Source organism: Streptomyces sp. NPDC034037 (genome assembly GCF_055575715.1).
In genome coordinates this window covers 479,141-499,075 of record NZ_JBVISC010000003.1, presented here as the reverse complement: position 1 = coordinate 499,075, position 19,935 = coordinate 479,141, and the positions used below count along the sequence as shown (strand labels likewise).

At 73.1% G+C, this 19,935-nt stretch carries 17 protein-coding genes; 9 read left to right on the top strand and 8 right to left on the bottom strand.

Going from position 1 to position 19,935, the window contains the following annotated elements; genetic code table 11:
• Nucleotides 1-2 precede the first annotated feature (2 nt).
• The 3 genes from ACZ516_RS12865 to ACZ516_RS12855 all read right to left on the bottom strand — a co-directional run bounded on the left by ACZ516_RS12865 (nucleotide 3) and on the right by ACZ516_RS12855 (nucleotide 2,752).
• Nucleotides 3-1,049, bottom strand: coding sequence for an ABC transporter substrate-binding protein (locus ACZ516_RS12865; RefSeq protein WP_469010469.1), 1,047 nt, complete (start codon nucleotides 1,047-1,049; stop codon nucleotides 3-5).
• 78 nt (nucleotides 1,050-1,127) lie between these two features.
• On the bottom strand, nucleotides 1,128-1,886 hold the full coding sequence (locus ACZ516_RS12860) for an ABC transporter ATP-binding protein (RefSeq protein ID WP_469010026.1): 759 nt from the start codon (nucleotides 1,884-1,886) through the stop codon (nucleotides 1,128-1,130).
• Nucleotides 1,859-2,752, bottom strand: a complete 894-nt coding sequence (locus ACZ516_RS12855) for an ABC transporter permease (RefSeq protein WP_469010024.1) — start codon at nucleotides 2,750-2,752, stop codon at nucleotides 1,859-1,861. Before ACZ516_RS12855 ends, ACZ516_RS12860 begins: the two co-directional genes overlap by 28 nt.
• 419 nt (nucleotides 2,753-3,171) lie before the next feature.
• Between ACZ516_RS12855 and ACZ516_RS12850 the strand changes: the two genes are divergently transcribed.
• The 3 genes from ACZ516_RS12850 to ACZ516_RS12840 all read left to right on the top strand — a co-directional run bounded on the left by ACZ516_RS12850 (nucleotide 3,172) and on the right by ACZ516_RS12840 (nucleotide 6,023).
• On the top strand, nucleotides 3,172-3,594 hold the full coding sequence (locus ACZ516_RS12850) for a secondary thiamine-phosphate synthase enzyme YjbQ (protein WP_361082094.1): 423 nt from the start codon (nucleotides 3,172-3,174) through the stop codon (nucleotides 3,592-3,594).
• Nucleotides 3,595-3,697: 103 nt separating this feature from the next.
• Nucleotides 3,698-4,255 carry a PadR family transcriptional regulator gene (locus ACZ516_RS12845; protein ID WP_358584262.1) on the top strand — a complete coding sequence of 186 codons (558 nt, stop codon included), beginning with the start codon at nucleotides 3,698-3,700 and terminating at the stop codon, nucleotides 4,253-4,255.
• 46 nt (nucleotides 4,256-4,301) lie between these two features.
• Nucleotides 4,302-6,023 (top strand): acyl-CoA dehydrogenase family protein, encoded by a 1,722-nt coding sequence (locus ACZ516_RS12840; protein ID WP_469010021.1) that lies wholly within the window; start codon nucleotides 4,302-4,304, stop codon nucleotides 6,021-6,023.
• A gap of 52 nt (nucleotides 6,024-6,075) precedes the next feature.
• On the opposite strand, the gene ACZ516_RS12835 is transcribed toward ACZ516_RS12840, so the two are convergent.
• On the bottom strand, nucleotides 6,076-6,492 hold the full coding sequence (locus tag ACZ516_RS12835) for a Fur family transcriptional regulator (RefSeq protein WP_469010019.1): 417 nt from the start codon (nucleotides 6,490-6,492) through the stop codon (nucleotides 6,076-6,078).
• A gap of 218 nt (nucleotides 6,493-6,710) precedes the next feature.
• Between ACZ516_RS12835 and katG the strand changes: the two genes are divergently transcribed.
• From katG to ACZ516_RS12810, 5 genes are all read left to right on the top strand, one after another.
• Entirely contained in the window at nucleotides 6,711-8,942 is a 2,232-nt protein-coding gene (gene katG, locus ACZ516_RS12830; RefSeq protein WP_469010017.1) for a catalase/peroxidase HPI, read from the top strand.
• A gap of 225 nt (nucleotides 8,943-9,167) precedes the next feature.
• Complete coding sequence (locus ACZ516_RS12825; RefSeq protein ID WP_469010016.1) at nucleotides 9,168-10,532, top strand: FAD-dependent oxidoreductase; 1,365 nt, start codon at nucleotides 9,168-9,170, stop codon at nucleotides 10,530-10,532.
• Nucleotides 10,533-10,886: 354 nt separating this feature from the next.
• Nucleotides 10,887-13,979, top strand: a complete 3,093-nt coding sequence (locus tag ACZ516_RS12820) for an AfsR/SARP family transcriptional regulator (RefSeq protein ID WP_469010015.1) — start codon at nucleotides 10,887-10,889, stop codon at nucleotides 13,977-13,979.
• A gap of 277 nt (nucleotides 13,980-14,256) precedes the next feature.
• The gene (locus tag ACZ516_RS12815; RefSeq protein WP_469010014.1) at nucleotides 14,257-14,928 is read left to right on the top strand and encodes a M15 family metallopeptidase; all 672 of its coding nucleotides are present in this window, start codon (nucleotides 14,257-14,259) and stop codon (nucleotides 14,926-14,928) included.
• A gap of 10 nt (nucleotides 14,929-14,938) precedes the next feature.
• Nucleotides 14,939-15,229, top strand: coding sequence for a hypothetical protein (locus ACZ516_RS12810; RefSeq protein ID WP_469010012.1), 291 nt, complete (start codon nucleotides 14,939-14,941; stop codon nucleotides 15,227-15,229).
• A 75-nt stretch (nucleotides 15,230-15,304) separates the two neighbouring features.
• On the opposite strand, the gene ACZ516_RS12805 is transcribed toward ACZ516_RS12810, so the two are convergent.
• The 3 genes from ACZ516_RS12805 to ACZ516_RS12795 are packed head-to-tail and all read right to left on the bottom strand — an operon-like array spanning nucleotide 15,305 to nucleotide 17,979.
• Nucleotides 15,305-16,684, bottom strand: a complete 1,380-nt coding sequence (locus ACZ516_RS12805; protein WP_469010010.1) for an aldehyde dehydrogenase family protein — start codon at nucleotides 16,682-16,684, stop codon at nucleotides 15,305-15,307.
• Nucleotides 16,684-17,280 carry a TetR/AcrR family transcriptional regulator gene (locus tag ACZ516_RS12800; RefSeq protein WP_469010009.1) on the bottom strand — a complete coding sequence of 199 codons (597 nt, stop codon included), beginning with the start codon at nucleotides 17,278-17,280 and terminating at the stop codon, nucleotides 16,684-16,686. The genes ACZ516_RS12805 and ACZ516_RS12800 overlap by 1 nt, the downstream gene beginning before the upstream one ends.
• A 3-nt stretch (nucleotides 17,281-17,283) precedes the next feature.
• On the bottom strand, nucleotides 17,284-17,979 hold the full coding sequence (locus ACZ516_RS12795) for a type 1 glutamine amidotransferase domain-containing protein (RefSeq protein WP_361082113.1): 696 nt from the start codon (nucleotides 17,977-17,979) through the stop codon (nucleotides 17,284-17,286).
• Nucleotides 17,980-18,150: 171 nt separating this feature from the next.
• On the opposite strand from ACZ516_RS12795, the gene ACZ516_RS12790 reads away from it, so the two are divergent.
• Nucleotides 18,151-19,068, top strand: coding sequence for a DNA-binding protein (locus ACZ516_RS12790; protein ID WP_469010008.1), 918 nt, complete (start codon nucleotides 18,151-18,153; stop codon nucleotides 19,066-19,068).
• 88 nt (nucleotides 19,069-19,156) lie between these two features.
• Here the strand turns inward: ACZ516_RS12790 and ACZ516_RS12785 are convergent, their stop codons facing one another.
• The gene (locus ACZ516_RS12785; protein WP_361082117.1) at nucleotides 19,157-19,735 is read right to left on the bottom strand and encodes a TetR/AcrR family transcriptional regulator; all 579 of its coding nucleotides are present in this window, start codon (nucleotides 19,733-19,735) and stop codon (nucleotides 19,157-19,159) included.
• Nucleotides 19,736-19,935: the final 200 nt, after the last annotated feature.

Here is a 19,935-nt window from a genome sequence, read left to right as displayed (position 1 = left end):
GGTCAGGACTCCTCGCGGTAGGTGCGCGGCTCGCTGGTGGAGGGCGGCAGATCGCCGTTGAACCGGGTGTCGACGAAGTCGCCGAAATCGACGCGGCGCGGGATGAGCTCGAGCCCGGCGAAGGTGTCGGCGATCTCCTGCTCGGACGACACGACGTTCTTGTCGACGGCCACCGGGATCCGGGTGCCGTTGGTCCGCTTGACGGCGTCCAACGCGACGTCGTAGGGCAGGCCGGTGTCCTTCGCCCAGACCTTCGCCCACGCCCGGGGATGCCTGTACACCCACTCCTGTGCGGTGCGCAGGCGCCGCAGATAGTCGGCGACGGCAGCGGACTTCTTCTTGTCCCGCAACGCGCCGGGCGCCGCCACCTGGAAGCCGAGGCCGTTCACGACGCCGTCCCCGTCGGTCAGGACACGGCCCTTCTTCCCCCGCAGCACCTGCGAGGTGTACGGGTCCCAGACGGCCCAGGCGTCCACCTTGCCGCTCGTGAACGCCGCCAGCGCGTCGGCCGGCTGGAGGTACTTGACCTCGACGTCCTTCAGGCCGAGGCCCGCCTTCTCCAGGGAGGCGATCAACTGGTAGTGCGCCGACGAGCCCTGGGCCACGGCGACGGACCTCCCCTTCAGGTCGCGCGGCGCCTTCAGGGGCGAGCCGTTCGGCACGAGGATCGCCTCGCCCGCCGCGGTGCCGCGCGTCGCCGCGACCACGGAGATCTTCGAGCCCGCGCCCGCCGCGAACACCGGCGGTGTGTTGCCCACCCCGCCGACGTCGACCGCCCCGGCGTTCACGGCCTCCAGGAGGGGCGGTCCCGAGGTGAAGGTCGACCAGCGGATCTTGTACGGCAGGCCGTCGAGCTGCCCGGCCGCGCGCAACACGGCCTCCGAGCCGCCCTTCTGGTCACCGACATTCAGGGTCAGCGACCCCTGGCCGTCGACGCGTCCGCCGGAGCCGCCCACCGAGGTGCCGGCGGCGGAGGTGCCGGAGCAGGCGGTGAGCAGCATGGCCACAGGGAGCAGGAGAGCGGCCGGGGCGTGGTGGGGCCGTCGCATGGTCTTGTTTCCGGGCATGGTGGTGGTTCCGATCGTCGGATGTGGCACAGGGGTCGTCGGATGGGGCACAGGGGCGGTTCAGGTGGTGGCGGTCCCGGCGGGCGTCTCGACGCCGAGCCGCTGGAGCAACTCCTCGCGCAGCGCGGTGAAGCGAGGGTCGGAGATCCCGCGCGGCCGCTCCAGGCCGATCCGGGTCTCGTACGCGATCGCGCCCGCGTCCATCACGAGGACCCGGTCGGCGAGGAGCACCGCCTCCTCGACGTCGTGCGTGACGAGCAGCACCGCGCAACCGCGCCGCTGCCACAGCTCGGCGACGAGCCGCTGCGCCCTGACGCGGGTGAGGGCGTCGAGCGCGCCGAACGGCTCGTCGAGCAGCAGCAGATCGGGCTCGCGCACCAGCGCGCGGGCCAGTGAGGCACGCTGGGCCTCGCCCCCGGACAGCGTCCTGGGCCAGGCGTTCGCCCGCTGTTCCAGGCCCACCTCGGCCAACGCCCGCTCGGCGACGGCCCGTTCGGGCCTGCCCGGCAGGCCGAGCAGCACATTGCGCCACACCCGCTTCCAGGGCATCAGCCGTGGCGCCTGGAAGGCGACGGCCTTGCGGCGCGGCACCAGCACGGTGCCCGTGATGTCGCGGTCGAGGCCGGCGAGGACGCGCAGCAGCGTCGACTTGCCGCAGCCGCTGCGTCCCAGCAGCGCCACGAACTCGCCGGGGCGGACGTCGAGGCGCAGGTCGTCGAGGACGGCACGGCCGTCGAAGGTGCGGGTGAGCCCCTCCACGCGCACGGCCGGTGCCGTGTCCGCCGCGGGGGTCACCGGCCGGTGAACGTCGGTCGCCATTGCAGCAGCAGCCTTTCGAGGGTGCGGACGAGGAGATCGGCGAGGAGGCCGAGGAAGGCGTAGACGATCAGGCACACCACGATCACGTCGGTGCGCAGGAAGTCACGGGCCTGGACCATGAGGAAGCCGAGGCCGGAGTCGGCGTTGACCTGCTCGGCGAAGACGAGCGCCAGCCAGGCGATGCCCAACGAGTAGCGCAGGCCCGTCAGGGCGCCGGGCAGCGCGCCCGGCAGGACGACGTGCCGCACGAGCCCCCACCGCGACAGGCCGAGCGACTCCCCGGCCTCGATCAGCCGCGTGTCGACGCCCCGGATGCCCGCGTACACGTTGAGGTAGAGCGGGAAGGAGACGCCGAGCGCGATGATGGCGATCTTCGGTGTCTCGCCGATGCCGAACCAGATGATGAACAGCGGGATGAGCCCGACGAACGGCACGGTGCGCAGCATCTGCACCCCCGCGTCCACGAGGTCCTCCCCGACGCGGAAGAGTCCGGAGAGCAGCGCGAGGGCCGCGCCGGTGACGGTGCCCAGCAGCAGTCCGACGGCGACCCGCCGCAGCGAGACCCCCATGGCGGAGGTCAGCGAGCCGTCCGAGACCAGCTCGGCGGCGACCCGGGCGACGGTCCCGGGCGAGGCCAGCACGTCCTCGGCCAACACGCCGGTGGCGCTGAGCAGTTGCCAGACGGCGAGGAGAAGGACCGGCCCCGAGGTGCGGCGGAGCCAGCGGGGGACGAGGGCGCGACGGCTGGAGGAGGGGACGAGGCGTTCGAGTGCCGGAGCGGGGTCCGGTCCGGGTCCAGGTGGCGATGTCTTGGATATGACGGAAATGTCGGCTGAGGCGTGCGGTGACGCATGACTGATGCTCACAGGCGCTCCATGGCGGGGCAGGGGGAGCCGGCGGCGGTGGCGGGTCTCAGCGCGCTTCAGATCGGCGTACGCGCGTCAGACGTACGGCGCGTACGGCCGCTCGCCCCGCTCGGTGACCGCGAGGAGCACGGCGGACCGGACGAGGGGGAGCGGGCAGAAGTGAAGAGGCGAAGGGGTGGGCCGACCGGCCGGGACAACGGTGAAGAACAGGAGGGCGAAGCCGTGAAAAGGCGTCAGCGGCCGCGGCGACACGCGGAGGAGGCCACCCGCAGCAGGTCGATGTGACCGCGCGTGATGAGCAGGGCTGATCGCGACATGCCGCAGAACGTAGCCACGCCTTGCGCGCAGGGTCAATGGCGTCTCGAAAGACGGACGCCCGGTATCGCGGACCGAGAGGCGGGATGGGGGAGGATGGGGGTATGTCCGATGCGTTCACCACCCGAGTCCTGCGAGTCACCACCGGTTCCCGCGAGACGGTCCACGACCTCACGCGCGACTGCGAGGCCTTCCTGCGCGAGGCGGCGGCCGGCCGTGACGGCCTGCTCAACATCTTCGTGCCGCACGCCACGGCGGGCGTCGCGATCCTGGAGACGGGCGCGGGCAGCGACGACGACCTGCTCGCCGCGCTGCACACCCTGCTCCCCGCCGACGACCGCTGGCAGCACCGCCACGGCAGCCCCGGCCACGGCCGCGACCACGTCCTGCCGGCCCTCGTCCCGCCGCACGCGACCCTGCCGGTGGTGGCCGGGTCCCTGGAGCTCGGGACCTGGCAGTCGGTGTGCCTGGTCGACACGAACGTCGACAACCCCGAGCGCCAGGTCCGCCTGAGCTTCCTCGGCTGACCGGGGCCGCCGGCGCGAAGGGTCGGCGATCTCGCAGGTGAGCCGTGTCTCACTGGGCCGGTGCCGCTTGTCTATGCAACGAATTGCATAGAAGGATCGGCGCATGGCGCTAGAGCACGCGATCCTCGTCTCGCTGCTGGAGAAGCCGGGCTCCGGCTATGAGCTGGCCCGGCGGTTCGAGCGGTCCATCGGCTATTTCTGGACCGCCACCCATCAGCAGATCTACCGCGTCCTCAAGCGCATGGAGGGCGACGGCTGGATCGACGCCCGCGCGGTGGCGCAGCAGACCCGGCCGGACAAGAAGGAGTACTCCGTCACCGCCGCCGGGCGGTCGGCCCTGACCGCGTGGCTGCACGAGCCCATCGCGCCCGAGAGCGTCCGGCACGAGCTGGCCGTGAAGATCCGCGGCGCGGCGTTCGACGACCCGGCCGCACTGATCCGCGAGGTCGAGCGGCACCGCCAGGAGCACGCCGACCGGCTCGCGCGCTACCTCGCGGGCGAGCGGCGCGACTTCACCGGCCCACAGGCTCCCGCGGCGCCCGACGCCGGGCGGGAACTCCAGCACGTCGTGCTGCGCGGCGGCATCGCGTACGAACGCATGACGCTCGACTGGCTCGACGACGTGATCGCCACCCTCCACCGGCTCGGCCCCCAGGGCTGAACCGGGCCACCCATCCCGACCCCCGACCAGGAAGAGGCGACCCCTCATGGCCGACGCGCTGCTGTTCAACCCCCGGACCTACGACCCGACGCACTTCGACCCCGAGACCCGCAGGCTGCTGCGCGCGACCGTCGACTGGTTCGAGGCCCGCGGCAAGCGCAGGCTGATCGAGGACTACCGCTCGCGCGCCTGGCTGGCGGACTTCCTGGAGTTCTCCGCCAAGGAGAAGCTGTTCGCGACCTTCCTCACCCCCGCGTCCGCCGCCGACGGACACCGGGACAAGCGCTGGGACACCGCCCGCATCGCCGCCCTCAACGAGATCTTCGGCTTCTACGGCCTGGACTACTGGTACGCGTGGCAGGTCACCGTCCTCGGCCTCGGCCCGGTCTGGCAGAGCGAGAACGCCGCGGCCCGCGCCCGGGCGGCGGAACTCCTCGAACAGGGCGAGGTCTTCGCCTTCGGCCTGTCCGAGAAGGCCCACGGCGCCGACATCTACTCCACCGACATGCTCCTCACGCCCGACGGCGACGGCGGCTTCCGGGCGAGCGGCTCCAAGTACTACATCGGCAACGGCAACGCCGCCGGCCTGGTGTCCGTCTTCGGCCGCCGCACCGACATCGAGGGCCCCGAGGGCTACGTCTTCTTCGCCGCCGACAGCCGCCACCCCGCGTACCACCTCGTGAAGAACGTCGTCGACTCCTCGAAGTTCGTCAGCGAGTTCCGTCTCGACGACTACCCGGTCACGCCCGACGACGTCCTGCACACCGGCAAGGCGGCCTTCGACGCCGCCCTCAACACCGTCAACGTCGGCAAGTTCAACCTCTGCACCGCCTCCATCGGCATCTGCGAACACGCGATGTACGAGGCCGTCACGCACGCCCGGGGCCGCGTCCTCTACGGCCGGCCCGTCACCGACTTCCCGCACGTGCGGCGCGAGCTGACCGACGCCTACGTACGCCTCGTCGGCATGAAGCTGTTCAGCGACCGCGCCGTCGACTACTTCCGCTCCGCGGGTCCCGACGACCGCCGCTACCTCCTCTTCAACCCGATGACGAAGATGAAGGTGACCACCGAGGGCGAGAAGGTCATCGACCTGATGTGGGACGTCATCGCCGCCAAGGGCTTCGAGAAGGACAACTACTTCGCGCAGGCGGCGATCGAGATCCGCGGCCTGCCCAAGCTGGAGGGCACGGTCCACGTCAACCTCGCGCTCATCCTGAAGTTCCTGCGCAACCACCTGCTGGACCCGGTCGCCCACCCGCCGGTGCCCACCCGCCTCGACGCGGCCGACGACGCCTTCCTCTTCCGGCAGGGCCCCGCCCGCGGCCTCGGCGCCATCCGCTTCCACGACTGGCGCACCGCCTTCGACGCCTACGCCGAGGTGGCGAACGTCGCCCGCTTCCGCGAGCAGGCCGACGCGCTGTGCGAGTTCGTGACGAGCGCCGCCCCCGACGAGGCGCAGAGCCGCGACCTGGACCTGCTGCTCGCCGTCGGGCAGCTGTTCGCGCTCGTCGTGCACGGCCAACTGATCCTGGAGCAGGCACGCCTGACCGGTCTCGACGGGGACGTCCTCGACGAGCTGTTCGCCGTCCTGGTGCGCGACTTCTCCGCCCACGCCGTCGAACTGCACGGCAAGGACTCGGCCACCGAGGAGCAGCAGCGCTGGGCGCTGGGCGCGGTACGGCGCCCGGTCGTCGACGACGCCCGCTCGGCGCGCGTGTGGGAGACCGTCGAGTCCCTCGCCGGAGCGTACGAGATGGCGCCCTGACGGTCCTCGGGACGGGCGCGGCCGGGCACGGAACAGCCCGGCCGCGCCCGTGTCATGTGCGGGCGCACTCGGGGCACCGGCCGCGGTAGGTCACCTCGACGTCCGAGACGGCGTAGCCGAACCTCTCGGAGTCCGGCAGGTCGCGCAGGGGGTCGCCCCCGGGGTGCACGTCGCGGATCGTGCCGCAGTCCGCGCACACCAGGTGCTGGTGGGGGCGGCGGGCGTTGGGGTCGTAGAGCTTGGCGCGGCCGTGGGTGGTCACCTCGATCACCTCACCGAGCGAGACCAGTTCGCCGAGCGTGTTGTAGACCGTGGCGCGCGAGATCTCCGGCAGCCGGACCGCGGCGCGCGCGAGCACCTCGTCGGCGGTGAGGTGGATGTGGTCGCCGTCGAGCACCTCGGCGACCACCCGGCGCTGGGCGGTCATCCGCCAGCCGCGTCCGCGCAGTCGTTGCACCAGGTCACTCATGGCCACCAGCCTTACTGTGCGTCGTCCGAGAAATGACTTCGTACGGGCCTGTCTGTCGTATTGACTTGGACTAGGTCCATCGTAGGATCGGATCCGGCCGTCGGCCAAGAGTCAGGGCAACAGCGGGGAAAAGTACGTGACTTGACCCGGGCCAGGTTCGTGGACGCGACCGTCCGCAGTTTCGAGCATCGTGATCCGCCCCGTCCGGAAGGATTCCCATGACCGAGAACCATGACGCGATCGTCACCGACCCGAAGCCGGAGGAGGTGTCCGGCTGCCCGGTCGCGCACACGCGCGCCCCGCACCCGACCCAGGGCGGCGGAAACCGGCAGTGGTGGCCGGAGCGGCTCAATCTGAAGATCCTCGCCAAGAACCCCGCCGTGGCCAACCCGCTGGGCGAGGAGTTCGACTACGCGGAGGCGTTCAGTTCCCTGGACCTGCCGGCCGTGAAGCGGGACATCGCGGAGGTCCTCACCACCTCTCAGGACTGGTGGCCCGCCGACTTCGGCCACTACGGCCCGTTCATGATCCGCATGGCCTGGCACAGCGCGGGCACCTACCGCATCAGCGACGGCCGCGGCGGCGCCGGCGCCGGACAGCAGCGCTTCGCGCCCCTCAACAGCTGGCCGGACAACGCGAGCCTCGACAAGGCCCGCCGCCTGCTGTGGCCGGTCAAGAAGAAGTACGGCCAGAGCATCTCGTGGGCCGACCTCATGATCCTCACCGGCAACGTCGCCCTGGAGTCGATGGGCTTCGAGACCTTCGGCTTCGCCGGCGGCCGCGCGGACGTCTGGGAGCCCGACGAGGACGTCTACTGGGGCCCCGAGACCACCTGGCTGGGCGACGAGCGCTACACCGGCGACCGCGAGCTGGAAAACCCCCTCGGCGCGGTCCAGATGGGCCTCATCTACGTCAACCCCGAGGGCCCCAACGGCAACCCGGACCCGATCGCCGCGGCCCGCGACATCCGCGAGACGTTCCGCCGGATGGCGATGAACGACGAGGAGACCGTCGCCCTGATAGCGGGCGGTCACACCTTCGGCAAGACCCATGGCGCGGGCCCCGCCGACCACGTCGGCGCCGACCCCGAGGCCGCCCCGATGGAGCAGCAGGGGCTGGGCTGGAAGAACTCGTACGGCACCGGCAAGGGCGCCGACACGATCACCAGCGGCCTCGAGGGCATCTGGACCGACACGCCGACCACCTGGGACAACAGCTTCTTCGAGATCCTCTTCGGATACGAGTGGGAGCTGTTCAAGAGCCCGGCGGGCGCGCACCAGTGGCGGCCGAAGGACGGCGCCGGCGCCGGGACCGTCCCCGACGCCCACGACGGGTCGAGGTCCCACGCCCCGACGATGCTCACGACCGACCTCTCGCTCCGGTTCGACCCGGCCTACGAGCAGATCTCGCGCCGCTTCCTCGCCGACCCCGGCGCGTTCGCGGACGCCTTCGCCCGCGCGTGGTTCAAGCTGACCCACCGCGACATGGGGCCGGTCGCGCGCTACCTCGGCCCGGAGGTCCCGCAGGAGACGCTGGTGTGGCAGGACCCGCTGCCCGCGCGCACGCACGAGCTGGTCGACGCGGCCGACGTCGCCGCCCTCAAGGCCCAGGTCCTCGCCTCGGACCTGACGGTCTCCCAGCTGGTGTCCACCGCTTGGGCCTCCGCGTCGTCCTTCCGCGGCAGCGACAAGCGCGGCGGCGCCAACGGCGCGCGTATCCGCCTGGAGCCGCAGAGCGGCTGGGAGGTCAACCAGCCCGACCAGCTGGCCACGGTGCTGCGCACTCTCGAAGGGATCAAGGAGAGCTTCGACTCCGCGCAGAGCGGCGGCAAGCGGATCTCGCTCGCCGACCTCATCGTGCTCGCCGGCGCCGCGGGCGTCGAGCAGGCCGCCAAGGACGCCGGCTTCGCCATCGAGGTGCCCTTCACGCCGGGGCGCGTCGACGCGACGCAGGAGCAGACGGACGTGGAGTCGTTCGCCGCGCTGGAGCCGGCCGCCGACGGGTTCCGCAACTACCTCGGCAAGGGCCATCGCCTGCCCGCCGAGTACCTGTTGCTCGACAAGGCCAACCTGCTGACCCTGAGCGCCCCCGAGCTGACGGTCCTCGTCGGCGGTCTGCGCGTCCTCGGCGCCAACCACCAAGGGTCGCGGCACGGCGTCTTCACCGCCACCCCCGGGGTGCTGACCAACGACTTCTTCGTCAACCTGCTCGACCTGGGCACGGAGTGGAAGTCGACGTCCGAGGCGCAGGACGCCTTCGAGGGCCGCGACCTCGCCACGGGCCAGGTCAAGTGGACCGGCACCCGCGCCGACCTCGTCTTCGGCTCGAACTCGGAGCTGCGCGCGGTCGCGGAGGTCTACGCGAGCGATGACGCGAAGGAGAAGTTCGTCAAGGACTTCGTCGCGGCGTGGGACAAGGTCATGAACCTGGACCGGTTCGACCTGGCCTGATCCGTTCGGCCTGCTCCGCTCCGGTCGCCGGAGTCCACGCAGGTCAAGCGCGGCGCCCGGCTCGGGCGGCCCTCGCGGGCCGCTGTCCGAACCGGGCGCCGACGTCCGGGACAACCCATAAGGCAGCCTTATGGGGTCATAAACCCGACCCGGCTACTTACTTAGGCTTGCCTCAGTTTAGGCTTCCCGGTGATTACCTGATCACCGCTCGAAGGGAACCTGAACATGCCTCGCCCTCTGCGGGTCGCCATCGTCGGAGCCGGCCCGGCAGGGATCTACGCCGCCGACGCGCTGCTGAAGTCCGCGGTGGCCGTCGAACCCGGTGTCTCGATCGACCTCTTCGAGCGGATGCCGGCCCCCTTCGGTCTGATCCGTTACGGCGTGGCCCCCGACCACCCGCGCATCAAGGGCATCATCACGGCCCTGCACCAGGTGCTCGACAAGCCCCAGGTCCGCCTGTTCGGCAACGTCGACTACCCGCGCGACATCAGCCTGGACGACCTGCGCTCCTTCTACGACGCGGTGATCTTCTCCACGGGCGCGACGGCCGACCGCGCCCTGGACATACCCGGCATCGATCTCGACGGCTCCTTCGGCGCCGCGGACTTCGTGTCCTGGTACGACGGCCACCCCGACGTGCCGCGGACCTGGCCGCTGGACGCGGAGAAGGTCGCCGTCCTCGGCGTCGGCAACGTCGCGCTCGACGTGGCGCGCGTCCTCGCCAAGACCGCCGACGAGCTGCTGCCGACCGAGATCCCGGCCAACGTGTACGAGGGCCTCAAGGCGAACAAGGCGCTGGAGGTCCACGTCTTCGGGCGCCGCGGCCCCGCACAGGCCAAGTTCAGCCCGATGGAGCTGCGCGAGCTGGACCACTCCCCGAACATCGAGGTCATCGTCGACCCCGAGGACATCGACTACGACGACGGCTCGATCGCCACGCGGCGCGGCAACAAGCAGGCCGACATGGTCGCCAAGACCCTGGAGAACTGGGCGATCCGCGACGTCGGCGACCGTCCGCACAAGCTCTTCCTGCACTTCTTCGAGTCGCCGGTCGAGATCCTCGGCGAGGACGGCAAGGTCGTCGGCCTGCGCACCGAGCGCACCGCCCTGGACGGCACCGGCAACGTCAAGGGCACCGGCGCGTTCAAGGACTGGGACCTCGGCGCCGTCTACCGCGCCGTCGGCTACCTCTCCGACGAACTGCCCAAGCTGCCCTGGGACGTCGCCTCGGGCACCGTCCCCGACCAGGCGGGCCGCGTCATGGAGGAGACCGGCGAGCACCTGCGCTCGACGTACGTCACCGGGTGGATCCGCCGCGGGCCCGTCGGCCTCATCGGCCACACCAAGGGCGACGCCAACGAGACGGTCGCCAGCCTCCTGGACGACCGCGAGAACGGCCGCCTGCACACGCCCCAGGCGCCCGCCCCGGAAGCCGTGGAGGCCTTCCTCACCGAGCGTAACGTCCGCTTCACCACCTGGGAGGGCTGGTACCGCCTCGACGCCGCCGAGAAGGCGCTGGGCGAGCCGCAGGGCCGCGAGCGCGTGAAGATCGTCGAGCGCGCGGACATGCTCGACGCCAGCGGCGCCTGAGGCGCACGCCGTCAGCGGCGCCTGAGGGTCACGCCGTCAGCGGCGCCTGCGGAGCACGCCCGGGTCGTCGGCCGAGGTGACGTACGTCGCCGGGCCGACGACCTGCTCGTTGCGGAGAACCGCTCGTCCCCGAGCGCGCAGACATGCCGCGCGCACTCTCCCCTGAACCCGGGCCCCGGGTCCAGGGCGCCCGGCATGGTCACGCATGGCTGATTCCCTGTGCACCAGATGGAGTCGGCGTCGAGCGGACGTACCATGACCAGTCGATCGGGGGCGCGATCAGGGTGAGGGGCCGGGGAGCGAGGATTCGGGGAGCGGGGGGCGGTGCGGGGCTGAGGACCCATGGAGATGGGCGTGGACACGGACATGCACTACCGCTTGCTGGGGCCGGTCGAGGCGTGGCGCGAGGGCCGTCGCCTGGCCCTCGGTGGCCCCAAGCCCCGGGCGCTGCTCGCCGCCCTGCTCCTGGAGCCGGGCCGAGTCGTCTCCGCCGACGCCCTGATCGACGCGATCTGGGGGGACAACCCGCCCGACACCGCCCGGTCCCTGATCCAGTCGTACGTCTCGGCGCTGCGCCGCGCCCTGTCCGCCGACGTCATCGAGACACAACCGCCCGGCTATCTGATCCACGCGGACGCCGAGGTCGTCGACCGCGCCGCGTTCGAGAGGCTCACGGCCCTCGGCCGGCGGGCGGCGGCCGAGGGCGACCACGCCGGCGCGGCCCGGCTCCTGAGCGAGGCCCTCGCCCTGTGGCGGGGCCCCGCACTCGGCGGTATCGGCGAGACCCTGCGGGCCATGGCCGACCAGCTCGAAGAGGCCCGGCAGGCGGCCCTGGAGGAGCGCATCGCCGCCGACCTCGCCCAGACGGGCCGCGAGACGGAACTGGTCGCCGAACTCACCGCCCTCGTCGCCACCCACCCCACCCGCGAGCGCCTGCGCGGCCAGCTGATGCTCGCCCTGTACCGGCTGGGCCGCCAGGCCGACGCGCTCGCCGTCTACGCGGAGGGCCGCGAAGTGCTCGCCGAGGAGCTGGGCATCGACCCCGGCCCGGGACTGCGGGCGGTGCACGAGGCGATCCTGCGGGCGGACGAGGAACTGCTGCCCGCCGCCCAGCACGCCCCGACCGCCGCCGCCCCCGGCGCCCCGCCCCCCGCCCGCTCCCACGACCCGGGCCCGCCGCCCGCCCCCGCTCTCCTGCCGCCCGCCATCGGTGACTTCACCGGACGCGAGGAACAGCTCGCCGAGATCCGGGCGGCGCTGACGGGCCCGCCAACGCGCGAGGCCATGCCCGTCGTCGCCGTGACGGGGCCCGGCGGCGTCGGCAAGTCCGTCCTCGGTGTCACCGCCGCGCACCGGGTCGCCGAGGCCTACCCGGACGGGCAGCTCTACGCCGAACTGCGCGGCGCCACCGACCCCGTGGCCCCCGGCGAGGTGCTCGGACGCCTGCTGCGCGCCCTCGGCGCCGACCCGCCCGAGGGCGACGCCGAGCGCAGGGACCTCTTCCGCAGCCTGGTCGCGGGGCGCCGCCTGCTCCTCGTACTGGACGACGCGGGCAGCGAGGCACAGGTGCGGCCGCTGCTCCCCGGCAGCGCCACCTGCGGCGTACTGATCACCGCCCGCGCCCGCCTGGGCGCCCTGCCCTGCACCCACCGCACCGAACTCGACGTGCTGGACACCCGGCCCGGCGCCGAGCTGCTCGCGCGGATCGCCGGTGAGCGGCGCGTGCGCGACGAGCCCGACGCCGTGCGCCGCGTCGTCGAACTGTGCGGCGGCCTCCCGCTCGCCCTGCGCATCGCCGGCGCCCGCCTCGCCACCCGCAGACACTGGACGGCGCGCGCGCTCGCCGAAAGGCTCGCCGACGAACACCACCGCCTGGACGAACTCGCCGTCGGCGACCTGGAGGTCCGCGCCGGCCTCGGCCTGAGCTACCGCGCCCTGGACGCCCCCGCCCGCACCGCGCTGCGCCGCCTCGGCCTGCTCGCCGCGCCCGACGTCGCCTCCTGGGTGATCGCGGCCCTGCTCGACGTGCCGGAGGCCGAGGCGGACCGCGTCGTGGAGCAGCTCATCGACGCCCAGCTGCTGCACTGCACAGCCGTCGACCGCGCCGGACAGGCCCGCTACCGGCCGCACGACCTCGTACGGGTCTACGCGGCCGAACGCGCCGAGGCCGAGGACTCGCCCGCCGAACGCTCGGCCGCCCTCGGCAGGGCGCTGGGCGCCGGGCTGTGGCTCACCGCCCGCGTCGCCTCCGCGACCCCCTCCGGAGCGGTCGAACTGCACCGCGGCTTCCTCGATTCGGGCGGCCCGGTCGGCGCCGCCTCCGACGCCCTGCGCCACCTCGTGCGTCCCGTCGGCCCCAAGGCCACCAGGCGGGCGCTCGCCGACCCGGCCGCCTGGTTCGAGGCGGAGGCCGACGCCTTCGCCGCCGCCGTCGAACGCGCCGCCGCCTACGACCTGCACACCCTGGCCTGCGAGGCCGCCGCGGCCCTGTGCTCGTCCGCGTACGCCGTCGGCAACCGCTTCGAGGCCTGGTGGCGCAGCCACGACGCGGCGCTCGCCGCGGCCCGCCGCGCCGAGGACCGCTCCGGCGAGGCCCTGCTGCTCATCGGGCTCGGTCAACTGCGCTACGAACAGGACCGCTTCGCCGAGTCCCAGGACTACTTCCGCCAGGCGGCCGGGCTCTGCGCCGAACTCGGCGACGCGCGCGGCCGGGCCGCCGCCCTCGCCGGCCTCGGCAGCGCCCTGCGCGAGGCGGGCAGATTGCGCGCCGCCCTCGATGTGCTCACCGAGGCGGTCGAAGGCTTCCGCGCCCTGCGCGACGACCCGGGACTCGGGCTCTCCTGCCGGTTCGCCGGCACCGTCCACCTCGAACTGGGCGAGCACCAGGAGGCGTTCGCCCACCTCGACGCCTCGCTGCGCGCCTACCGCCGGCTCGGCAGCCGCCGCGGCGAGGCGCTCACCCTGCGCTCGCTCAGCCTCGTGCACCGGGCGCTCGGCGCCTACGAGCGGGCGGAGGAGCTGGCCGACCGCGCGGTGGACCTCCTGCACGCGCTCGGCGACCCGCTGATGTCGGCCTACGCGGTGCAGGCGCGGGCCAAGTGCCGCTTCCGGCTGGGCAGATGGGCCGAGGCGGCCGTCGACCTGCGGGACGTCCTCGCCACCTGCCGCTCGCACCACGACCGCTTCGGCGAGGCACTCGCCCTGCGCACCCTGGGCGAATGCGACCTCGCGGCGGGCCGTCCCGAAGCCGCCGAGAAACACCTCACCGCCGCCGCCGACCTCTGGGCCGTCCTCGAACTGCCCCTGCCCAGGGCCCGCACACTCCGCGACCTCGCCACGGCGCGCGAGGCACAGGGCGACCGGGCACGGGCGCTCGCGCTGCGCGCCGAGGCACGGGAGGTCTTCGCCGCGTACGAGGCCCGGGAGCTGGCCGAACCGGCCGGGTGACCCGCCCGGCCGGGGCACGGACCGCTTGGCGCGGATTTGCAGAGAACTTGCAGCGGCGTGCGACATGCTTTCCATGTCGGCGGAACCAAAGGGTCGACAGCAACGGGGGACCCAACGGGGGAAAGGCCGCTGTTGCCTCGCACGGCCCATACGACCGCGAAGCCGGCCGTATGGGCCGTAGCTCGTGTGAAGCCACTGGAAGGCGGGGGACTCCGGGGGCGGGCGACGGCCCGCCCCCGGAGCTGTGCCCGCCACTCCTGCCACGAAGGGGCCGAGCATGCCGCCGATCGTCCTCATGAGCGACCCGCGCGTCACCGGCATCCCGGTCCAGGAGTGCGGCGAACCACTCGTCGACCTGCGCCGGCTGCCCTTCGTCGACGTCGATGAGCGCCTCGCCGACCCCGCCGGGGCCTACGCCCAACTGCGCGAGGGCGTCGCCTGGCGCCTGGCCCGCGCCGCCCGGTTGCTCCCCGAGGGGCTGCGCCTGCTCGTCACCGAGGGCTACCGCCCGCTCGACCTGCAGATCAAGTACTTCGACGAGTACGCCGCCGAGCTGAGAGACGCCCACCCCGACTGGTCGGCGGAGCACCTGCACCGGCAGACGAGCCGCTCGCTGGCACCGCCGGAGGTGGGCCCGCACGTCGCGGGCGCCGCCGTCGACGTGACGCTGTGCACGACCGACGGGGCCGAACTGGACCTCGGCACCCCGGTGAACGCCAGCCCCGAGGAGAGCGACGGCGCCTGCTACACCGACGCCGACCGCATCTGCGCCGCGGCCCGCCGCAACCGCCGCACGCTGAGCGCGGCGCTGGTCACGGCGGGCCTGGTCAACTACCCCACGGAGTGGTGGCACTGGTCCTACGGCGACCGCTACTGGGCCCACGCGACCAGCGCCGCGACCGCCCGCTACGGGCCCGTGACCCGGGCGGCGGGGGAACCGACAGGGTGAGGTGAGGGTGATGGGGGACATGTGGGCCGTGGGGCTCGCGGCGACCGCGCTTCTGGCGGCCGTGATCGCCGTCGCGGAGAAGGCCAGGAACAGGCCCGAGCGAAAACCCGGCACGGACGCGCGGAGCGCGCCGCGACGGGGCGAGGGCGAGAGCTGGGCCGCGGGCGGCGCGGTGGCGGGGTGCGGCGGCTGGGCGCCCGGCCGCGGGGCGTCGCACGACACCGACTCGTCGTGCGACGGAAGCTCGTCGTCCTGCGGGGACGGGGGCGGCGGGTGCGGGGGGTGCGGATGCGGCGGGTGACCCAGGGCGCTCGCGCCGCCCGGGGTCACCCGTGCTGTCCTCGTCGCGGACGGCGCCGTCGCCGCCCTCATCCGGTCAGCGGGGCGAGGCCTGGCCGAGCGGCACGTCGAGACGGGCGCGGCGGTGGCTGAACGCGGCGATCGAGTGCGGGCCGTGGTAGCTGCCCATGCCGCTCTCGCCCACGCCGCCGAACGGCAGCTCGGGTACGCGCAGGTGGGCCATCGGGAGCCCGAAGCCGAGACCGCCGGACGAGGTCTCGGCGGCCAGCCGCCGCCGCGTGGTCTCGTTCTCCGTGAAGCCGTACAGGGCGAGCGGCTTGTCCCGGTCGTTGATGAAGGCGATGGCCTCGTCCAGGCCGGCGACCTCCACGAGGGGCAGCACGGGGCCGAAGATCTCCTCACCCATGACCGGGTCGTCCCCCCGCACGCCGGCCAGGACGGTCGGCGCGATGTAGAGGTCGTCGCGGTCTGTCCGCCCGCCGAACACCGTGGTGCCGGAGCCGAGCAGCGCGGACACCCGGTCGAAGTGCCGCTCGTTGACCATGCGGCCGTACGCCTCACTGGCCTGCGGGTCGGGGCCGAACATGCCCTCCACCGCCTCGGCGAGGGCGACTTCGAGGGCGCGGGCGGTGGCCGGGTCGGTCAGGACGTAGTCCGGGGCGACGCAGGTCTGCCCGGCGTTGCGGAACTTGGCGTCCGCCAGGCGCCTGGCGACGGTGGTGACGTCCGCGTCCCGGTCGACGAACACCGGTGACTTGCCGCCCAGTTCGAGCGTGACCGGGGTGAGGTGTTCGGCGGCGGCGCGCATCACGATGCGGCCCACCGTGCCGTTGCCGGTGTAGAAGATGTGGTCGAAGCGCTGGGCGAGCAGCGCCGTGGTCTCCGGAACGCCGCCCTCGACGACGGCGACCGCCTCCGGGTCCAGGTACCGCGGTACCAGGTGGGCCATCAGCGCCGATGTCGCCGGGGCCAGCTCGCTCGGCTTGAGTATGACGGTGTTGCCCGCGGCGAGGGCGCCCGCGACCGGCACCAGCGAGAGCTGGACCGGGTAGTTCCAGGGCGCGATGACCAGGACGGTGCCCAGCGGCTCGTACTGCGTCCCCGCCGTCGATCCCTCGGGGAGCCCGGCGAGCGCCTTCGGGTCGAGGTGGCGCGGGGCGAGCCACTGGGCCAGGTGGGCCAGCGTGTGGTTGATCTCCTGTACGGGCAGGTCGATCTCGGCGCCGTTCGCCTCGGGGCGGGGCTTGCGCAGATCGCTGTACAGCGCGTCGGCGATGGCCTCGCGGTTCTCGGTGAACAGCGCGCGCAGCCGGGTCAGCTGCTCCTCGCGCCAGGCGAGGGGCCGGGTGCGGCCGGTGGCGAAGGTGGCGCGCAGCCGGGTCACGAGGGCCGCGATGTCTTCCTCGGTGAGCGTGGCGGCTTCGGTGGGGGTGTGGGGCGTGACGCTGGTGGTCATCAGGATGTTCCTCGATCAGTGGGGGGAAGAGGGTGGGTGCCGGGGGTGGGGGGAGTGCCGAGCAGGCCCGTCGCGAGGGCGGCGGTCGCCGGGGCCAGCAGCTCCCGGGCCCGGGGCATCGGCTCGAGGCCGACGACCAGGGCGACGCAGATGTCGGCGGCCTCGGCCGGCTCGATGCCCGGGGCGGTGCCCGCTTCGGTGAACAGCGCGGTCAGCAGGTCGCGCAGGTCGGAGCCGAACGTCGTGCAGATCTCGCCGAACAGCCGGGCCTTGCCGTCGAGCAGCTCTGTGGCGTGCGGGGAGTCCCCGGCCAGCTGGAGCACGAGATCGAGCTTGGCGGCCAGTACGCCGTGCAGCCGCTCCGCGTAGGGGGCGTCCGCCCCGGCCGCCTGCCGGGCCCGCAGGAGCGCCTGTTCGTGGAGGCGCCTTGCGAGCCGGCGGAAGGCGTCGTCCTTGTTGCGTACGTACTGGTAGACCGCGGACCGGGACACGCCCATGGCGGCGGCGATGTCGTCCATCGTGGTGCGTCGCGCGCCGTACCGCTTGAGGCAGTCGTAGGCGGCGTCGAGGACCTCGTCGAGCCGGTCGGTGGCCATGGGTCAGGCCAGCTTCTTCAGGAGTTCCTCCGCCAGCGGGGCGGAGGAGGCGGGGTTCTGGCCCGTGACGAGGTTGCGGTCGACGACCACCTTCGGGGCCCAGGGCTCGCCCTCCTGGAAGTCGGCGCCGAGGGCGACGAGACGGTCCTGGAGCAGCCACTTCGCCCGCTCGGCGAAGCCCGCCTGCCGCTCCTCGGCGTTGGTGAAGCCGGTGAGGCGGTATCCCGTGAAGGGGTTGGTGCCGTCGGCCTTGGTGGCGGCGAGCAGGGCGGCCGGGGCGTGGCAGACCACACCCAGGGGCATGCCGATCTCCAGGGCCAGCGTGAGGAGCTTGCCCGAGTCGGCGTCGACGGCCAGGTCCTCCATGGGGCCGTGGCCGCCGGGGTAGAAGACGGCGGCGTACTCGGCGAGGTCCACGTCGGCCAGCTCCACCGGCCGCTGGAGCTCGGGGAAGTCGGCGAGCGCGGCGGCGACCTTGTCGGCGCCCTCCTGTCCGCCGTTGACCTCGGGGGCGAGGGAGCCCTGGTCGACGGTGGGGACCACCGCGCCCGGGGTGGCGACGACGATCTCGTGGCCCGCCGCCTTGAACACCTGGTAGGGGGCGACGGCCTCCTCGGCCCAGAAGCCGGTCGGGTGCGTGCTGCCGTCGGCCAGGGTCCAGTGGTCGGCGCCGGTGACAACGAAAAGGATCTTCGACATGGGGGAGGCCTCCGGGGTTGGTGGTTCTGACGTTCCGTGCTCAGACCGTCAGTACGGCGATGTCTCGACGGTAGACCCATCGGACATAACTATCCAATGCGGAAATAAATACCTCCCATCGGAAATCCGATGGGAGCATGCGGAATAGAGACGCAAGGGGAGGGGACGGCCATGGTGGGGCGGGGCGGCGACCAGGAGGCATCCTCGGTCCCCACGGTCATGCGCGCGTGCCGACACCTGCTCGCACTCGATGCCGAGCACGGCCCGCGGGCCGCGGTGCCCGCGCTGCGCACGGCCGTACGGGGCGTGCCGGAACTGTCCGTCGAGCCTGAGAGGCTGCGGCACCTGGACGGCGAACTGCTCGCCGCGCTCGCGGAGTTGTCCGAGGTGATCGGCTGGATCCTCTTCGACGCCGGGCAGCACCGCCGCGCCCAACGGGCGAACGGGCGGGCGCTGGCGCTCGCGGAACTGTGCGGCGACCGCTGGACGGCCCGCCTCGTGCTCCTGAACCACGCGATGCTCCAGACCCACGTCGGCCGCCCCCGCGCCGCCCTCGCGACCACCGCCCGGGTGCCGGGCCCCCGGCCCCTCCCGGCCAGGGTCGCCGCCCTCGTCCTGATCCGCCGCGCCCACGCCGTCGCCCTGCTCGGCGGCGACCGTGCGGCCGCGAGGCTGGTCTCCCGGGCCGGGAGCCGCTTCCTGGATGGAGCCTGCCGCCACGACCCGCCCTGGGCGTGGTGGTTCGACGAGACCGAACTGCTCGGCCATCAGGGCTGGGTCCTGGCCCGGCTGCGGCGCTGGGACCGGGCCCTGCCCCTCCTGCACCGGGCGGCCACCGCCCCCGGCGGCCCCTCCTACCGCGACCTGTTCGGCGCGGAACTGCTCGCGGCGCTCGCGGCGGCCGGCGACTGGCGCGAGGCGGAGACGCTGGTCGCGGACCTCGTGCCGCGCGTCGCCGGCGTCGCCTCCGCCCGCACCGCGGAGTCCCTCACCGCCACGGCGACCCGGCTGAAGACCTGCGCGACCGCCCCCGCCTCCCTGCGCGACGGGGCGGCACACCTGCTCGCGCTGCTCGGCACGGGGAAATGATCGCCGGCGCCCGGAGCTGACCGCCCGGCATCCGTAGGTGGCCATCTCACGTCCGTAGGCGGCCGCCCCCCCGCCCGAAGGTGGCCGCTCAACGCCCCGGGGCGCCGGCCCGCAACCCGTCCATGACCAGGTCCATCAGGCGCCCCGCCCGCGCCTGCCAGTCGCCGTGCGGGTCGATCTGCCACAGCCCGGCGATGGCCAGCAGGAAGTCGTCGGGCGTCACCCCGGGGCGGATGGTGCCCGCCTCCTCGTTCGCCTGGAGGAGGAGCGTCACGGCCTGCGTCAGCGGCCCGGGGCCCACCCCGGCCAGCGAGCCGAGCGCGCTGGTCGCCCGGCGTATGGCATCCGCGAGTCCCGCCTTGGCCATCGCGTACCGGACGAGGCGGTCCATCCACTCCCGCAGGGCCTGGTCGGGCGGGCGGGTGTGCAGCAACTGGCAGGCCGCGTCGGAGACCTGCTGCACCTCGTAGCGGTAGACCTCGAGGACGAGGGCCTCGCGGTTGGGGAAATTGCGGTAGAACGTGCCCTGCCCGACGCCCGCCTTCCGCGCGATCACGCTCAGCGGCGCGTCGCTCGCCCGGGTCAGCTCCGCCAGGGCCACTTCCAGGATGCGCTCGCGGTTGCGCTGCGCGTCCGAGCGCAAGGGTGCGTCCTTGTGCTGCCCCACTCGCTCTCCTCCCGCGCCCCACGGCCCGATTCGGTCTTGCTAAGCGGACAGCTGTCCACTAAGTTCGAAAGCTAATGGACAACTGTCCGCTTACGGTCACCATAGCGCCGCACGCGTCCGCGCGGGGACAGTCCGCTCTCCCGGACCGCCTCGCCGCGCGCTCGCCCGGGCCGCTCTCTCCCGCAGAGGCGCCCCCACCG

Coding starts and splice junctions, on each gene's coding strand:
- ACZ516_RS12865 (WP_469010469.1), bottom strand. CDS start 1,049: ATGCGACGGCCCCACCACGCCCCGGCCGCTCTCCTGCTCCCTGTGGCC.
- ACZ516_RS12860 (WP_469010026.1), bottom strand. CDS start 1,886: ATGGCGACCGACGTTCACCGGCCGGTGACCCCCGCGGCGGACACGGCA.
- ACZ516_RS12850 (WP_361082094.1), top strand. CDS start 3,172: ATGTCCGATGCGTTCACCACCCGAGTCCTGCGAGTCACCACCGGTTCC.
- ACZ516_RS12845 (WP_358584262.1), top strand. CDS start 3,698: ATGGCGCTAGAGCACGCGATCCTCGTCTCGCTGCTGGAGAAGCCGGGC.
- ACZ516_RS12840 (WP_469010021.1), top strand. CDS start 4,302: ATGGCCGACGCGCTGCTGTTCAACCCCCGGACCTACGACCCGACGCAC.
- ACZ516_RS12835 (WP_469010019.1), bottom strand. CDS start 6,492: ATGAGTGACCTGGTGCAACGACTGCGCGGACGCGGCTGGCGGATGACC.
- katG (WP_469010017.1), top strand. CDS start 6,711: ATGACCGAGAACCATGACGCGATCGTCACCGACCCGAAGCCGGAGGAG.
- ACZ516_RS12825 (WP_469010016.1), top strand. CDS start 9,168: ATGCCTCGCCCTCTGCGGGTCGCCATCGTCGGAGCCGGCCCGGCAGGG.
- ACZ516_RS12815 (WP_469010014.1), top strand. CDS start 14,257: ATGCCGCCGATCGTCCTCATGAGCGACCCGCGCGTCACCGGCATCCCG.
- ACZ516_RS12810 (WP_469010012.1), top strand. CDS start 14,939: ATGGGGGACATGTGGGCCGTGGGGCTCGCGGCGACCGCGCTTCTGGCG.
- ACZ516_RS12805 (WP_469010010.1), bottom strand. CDS start 16,684: ATGACCACCAGCGTCACGCCCCACACCCCCACCGAAGCCGCCACGCTC.
- ACZ516_RS12800 (WP_469010009.1), bottom strand. CDS start 17,280: ATGGCCACCGACCGGCTCGACGAGGTCCTCGACGCCGCCTACGACTGC.
- ACZ516_RS12795 (WP_361082113.1), bottom strand. CDS start 17,979: ATGTCGAAGATCCTTTTCGTTGTCACCGGCGCCGACCACTGGACCCTG.
- ACZ516_RS12790 (WP_469010008.1), top strand. CDS start 18,151: ATGGTGGGGCGGGGCGGCGACCAGGAGGCATCCTCGGTCCCCACGGTC.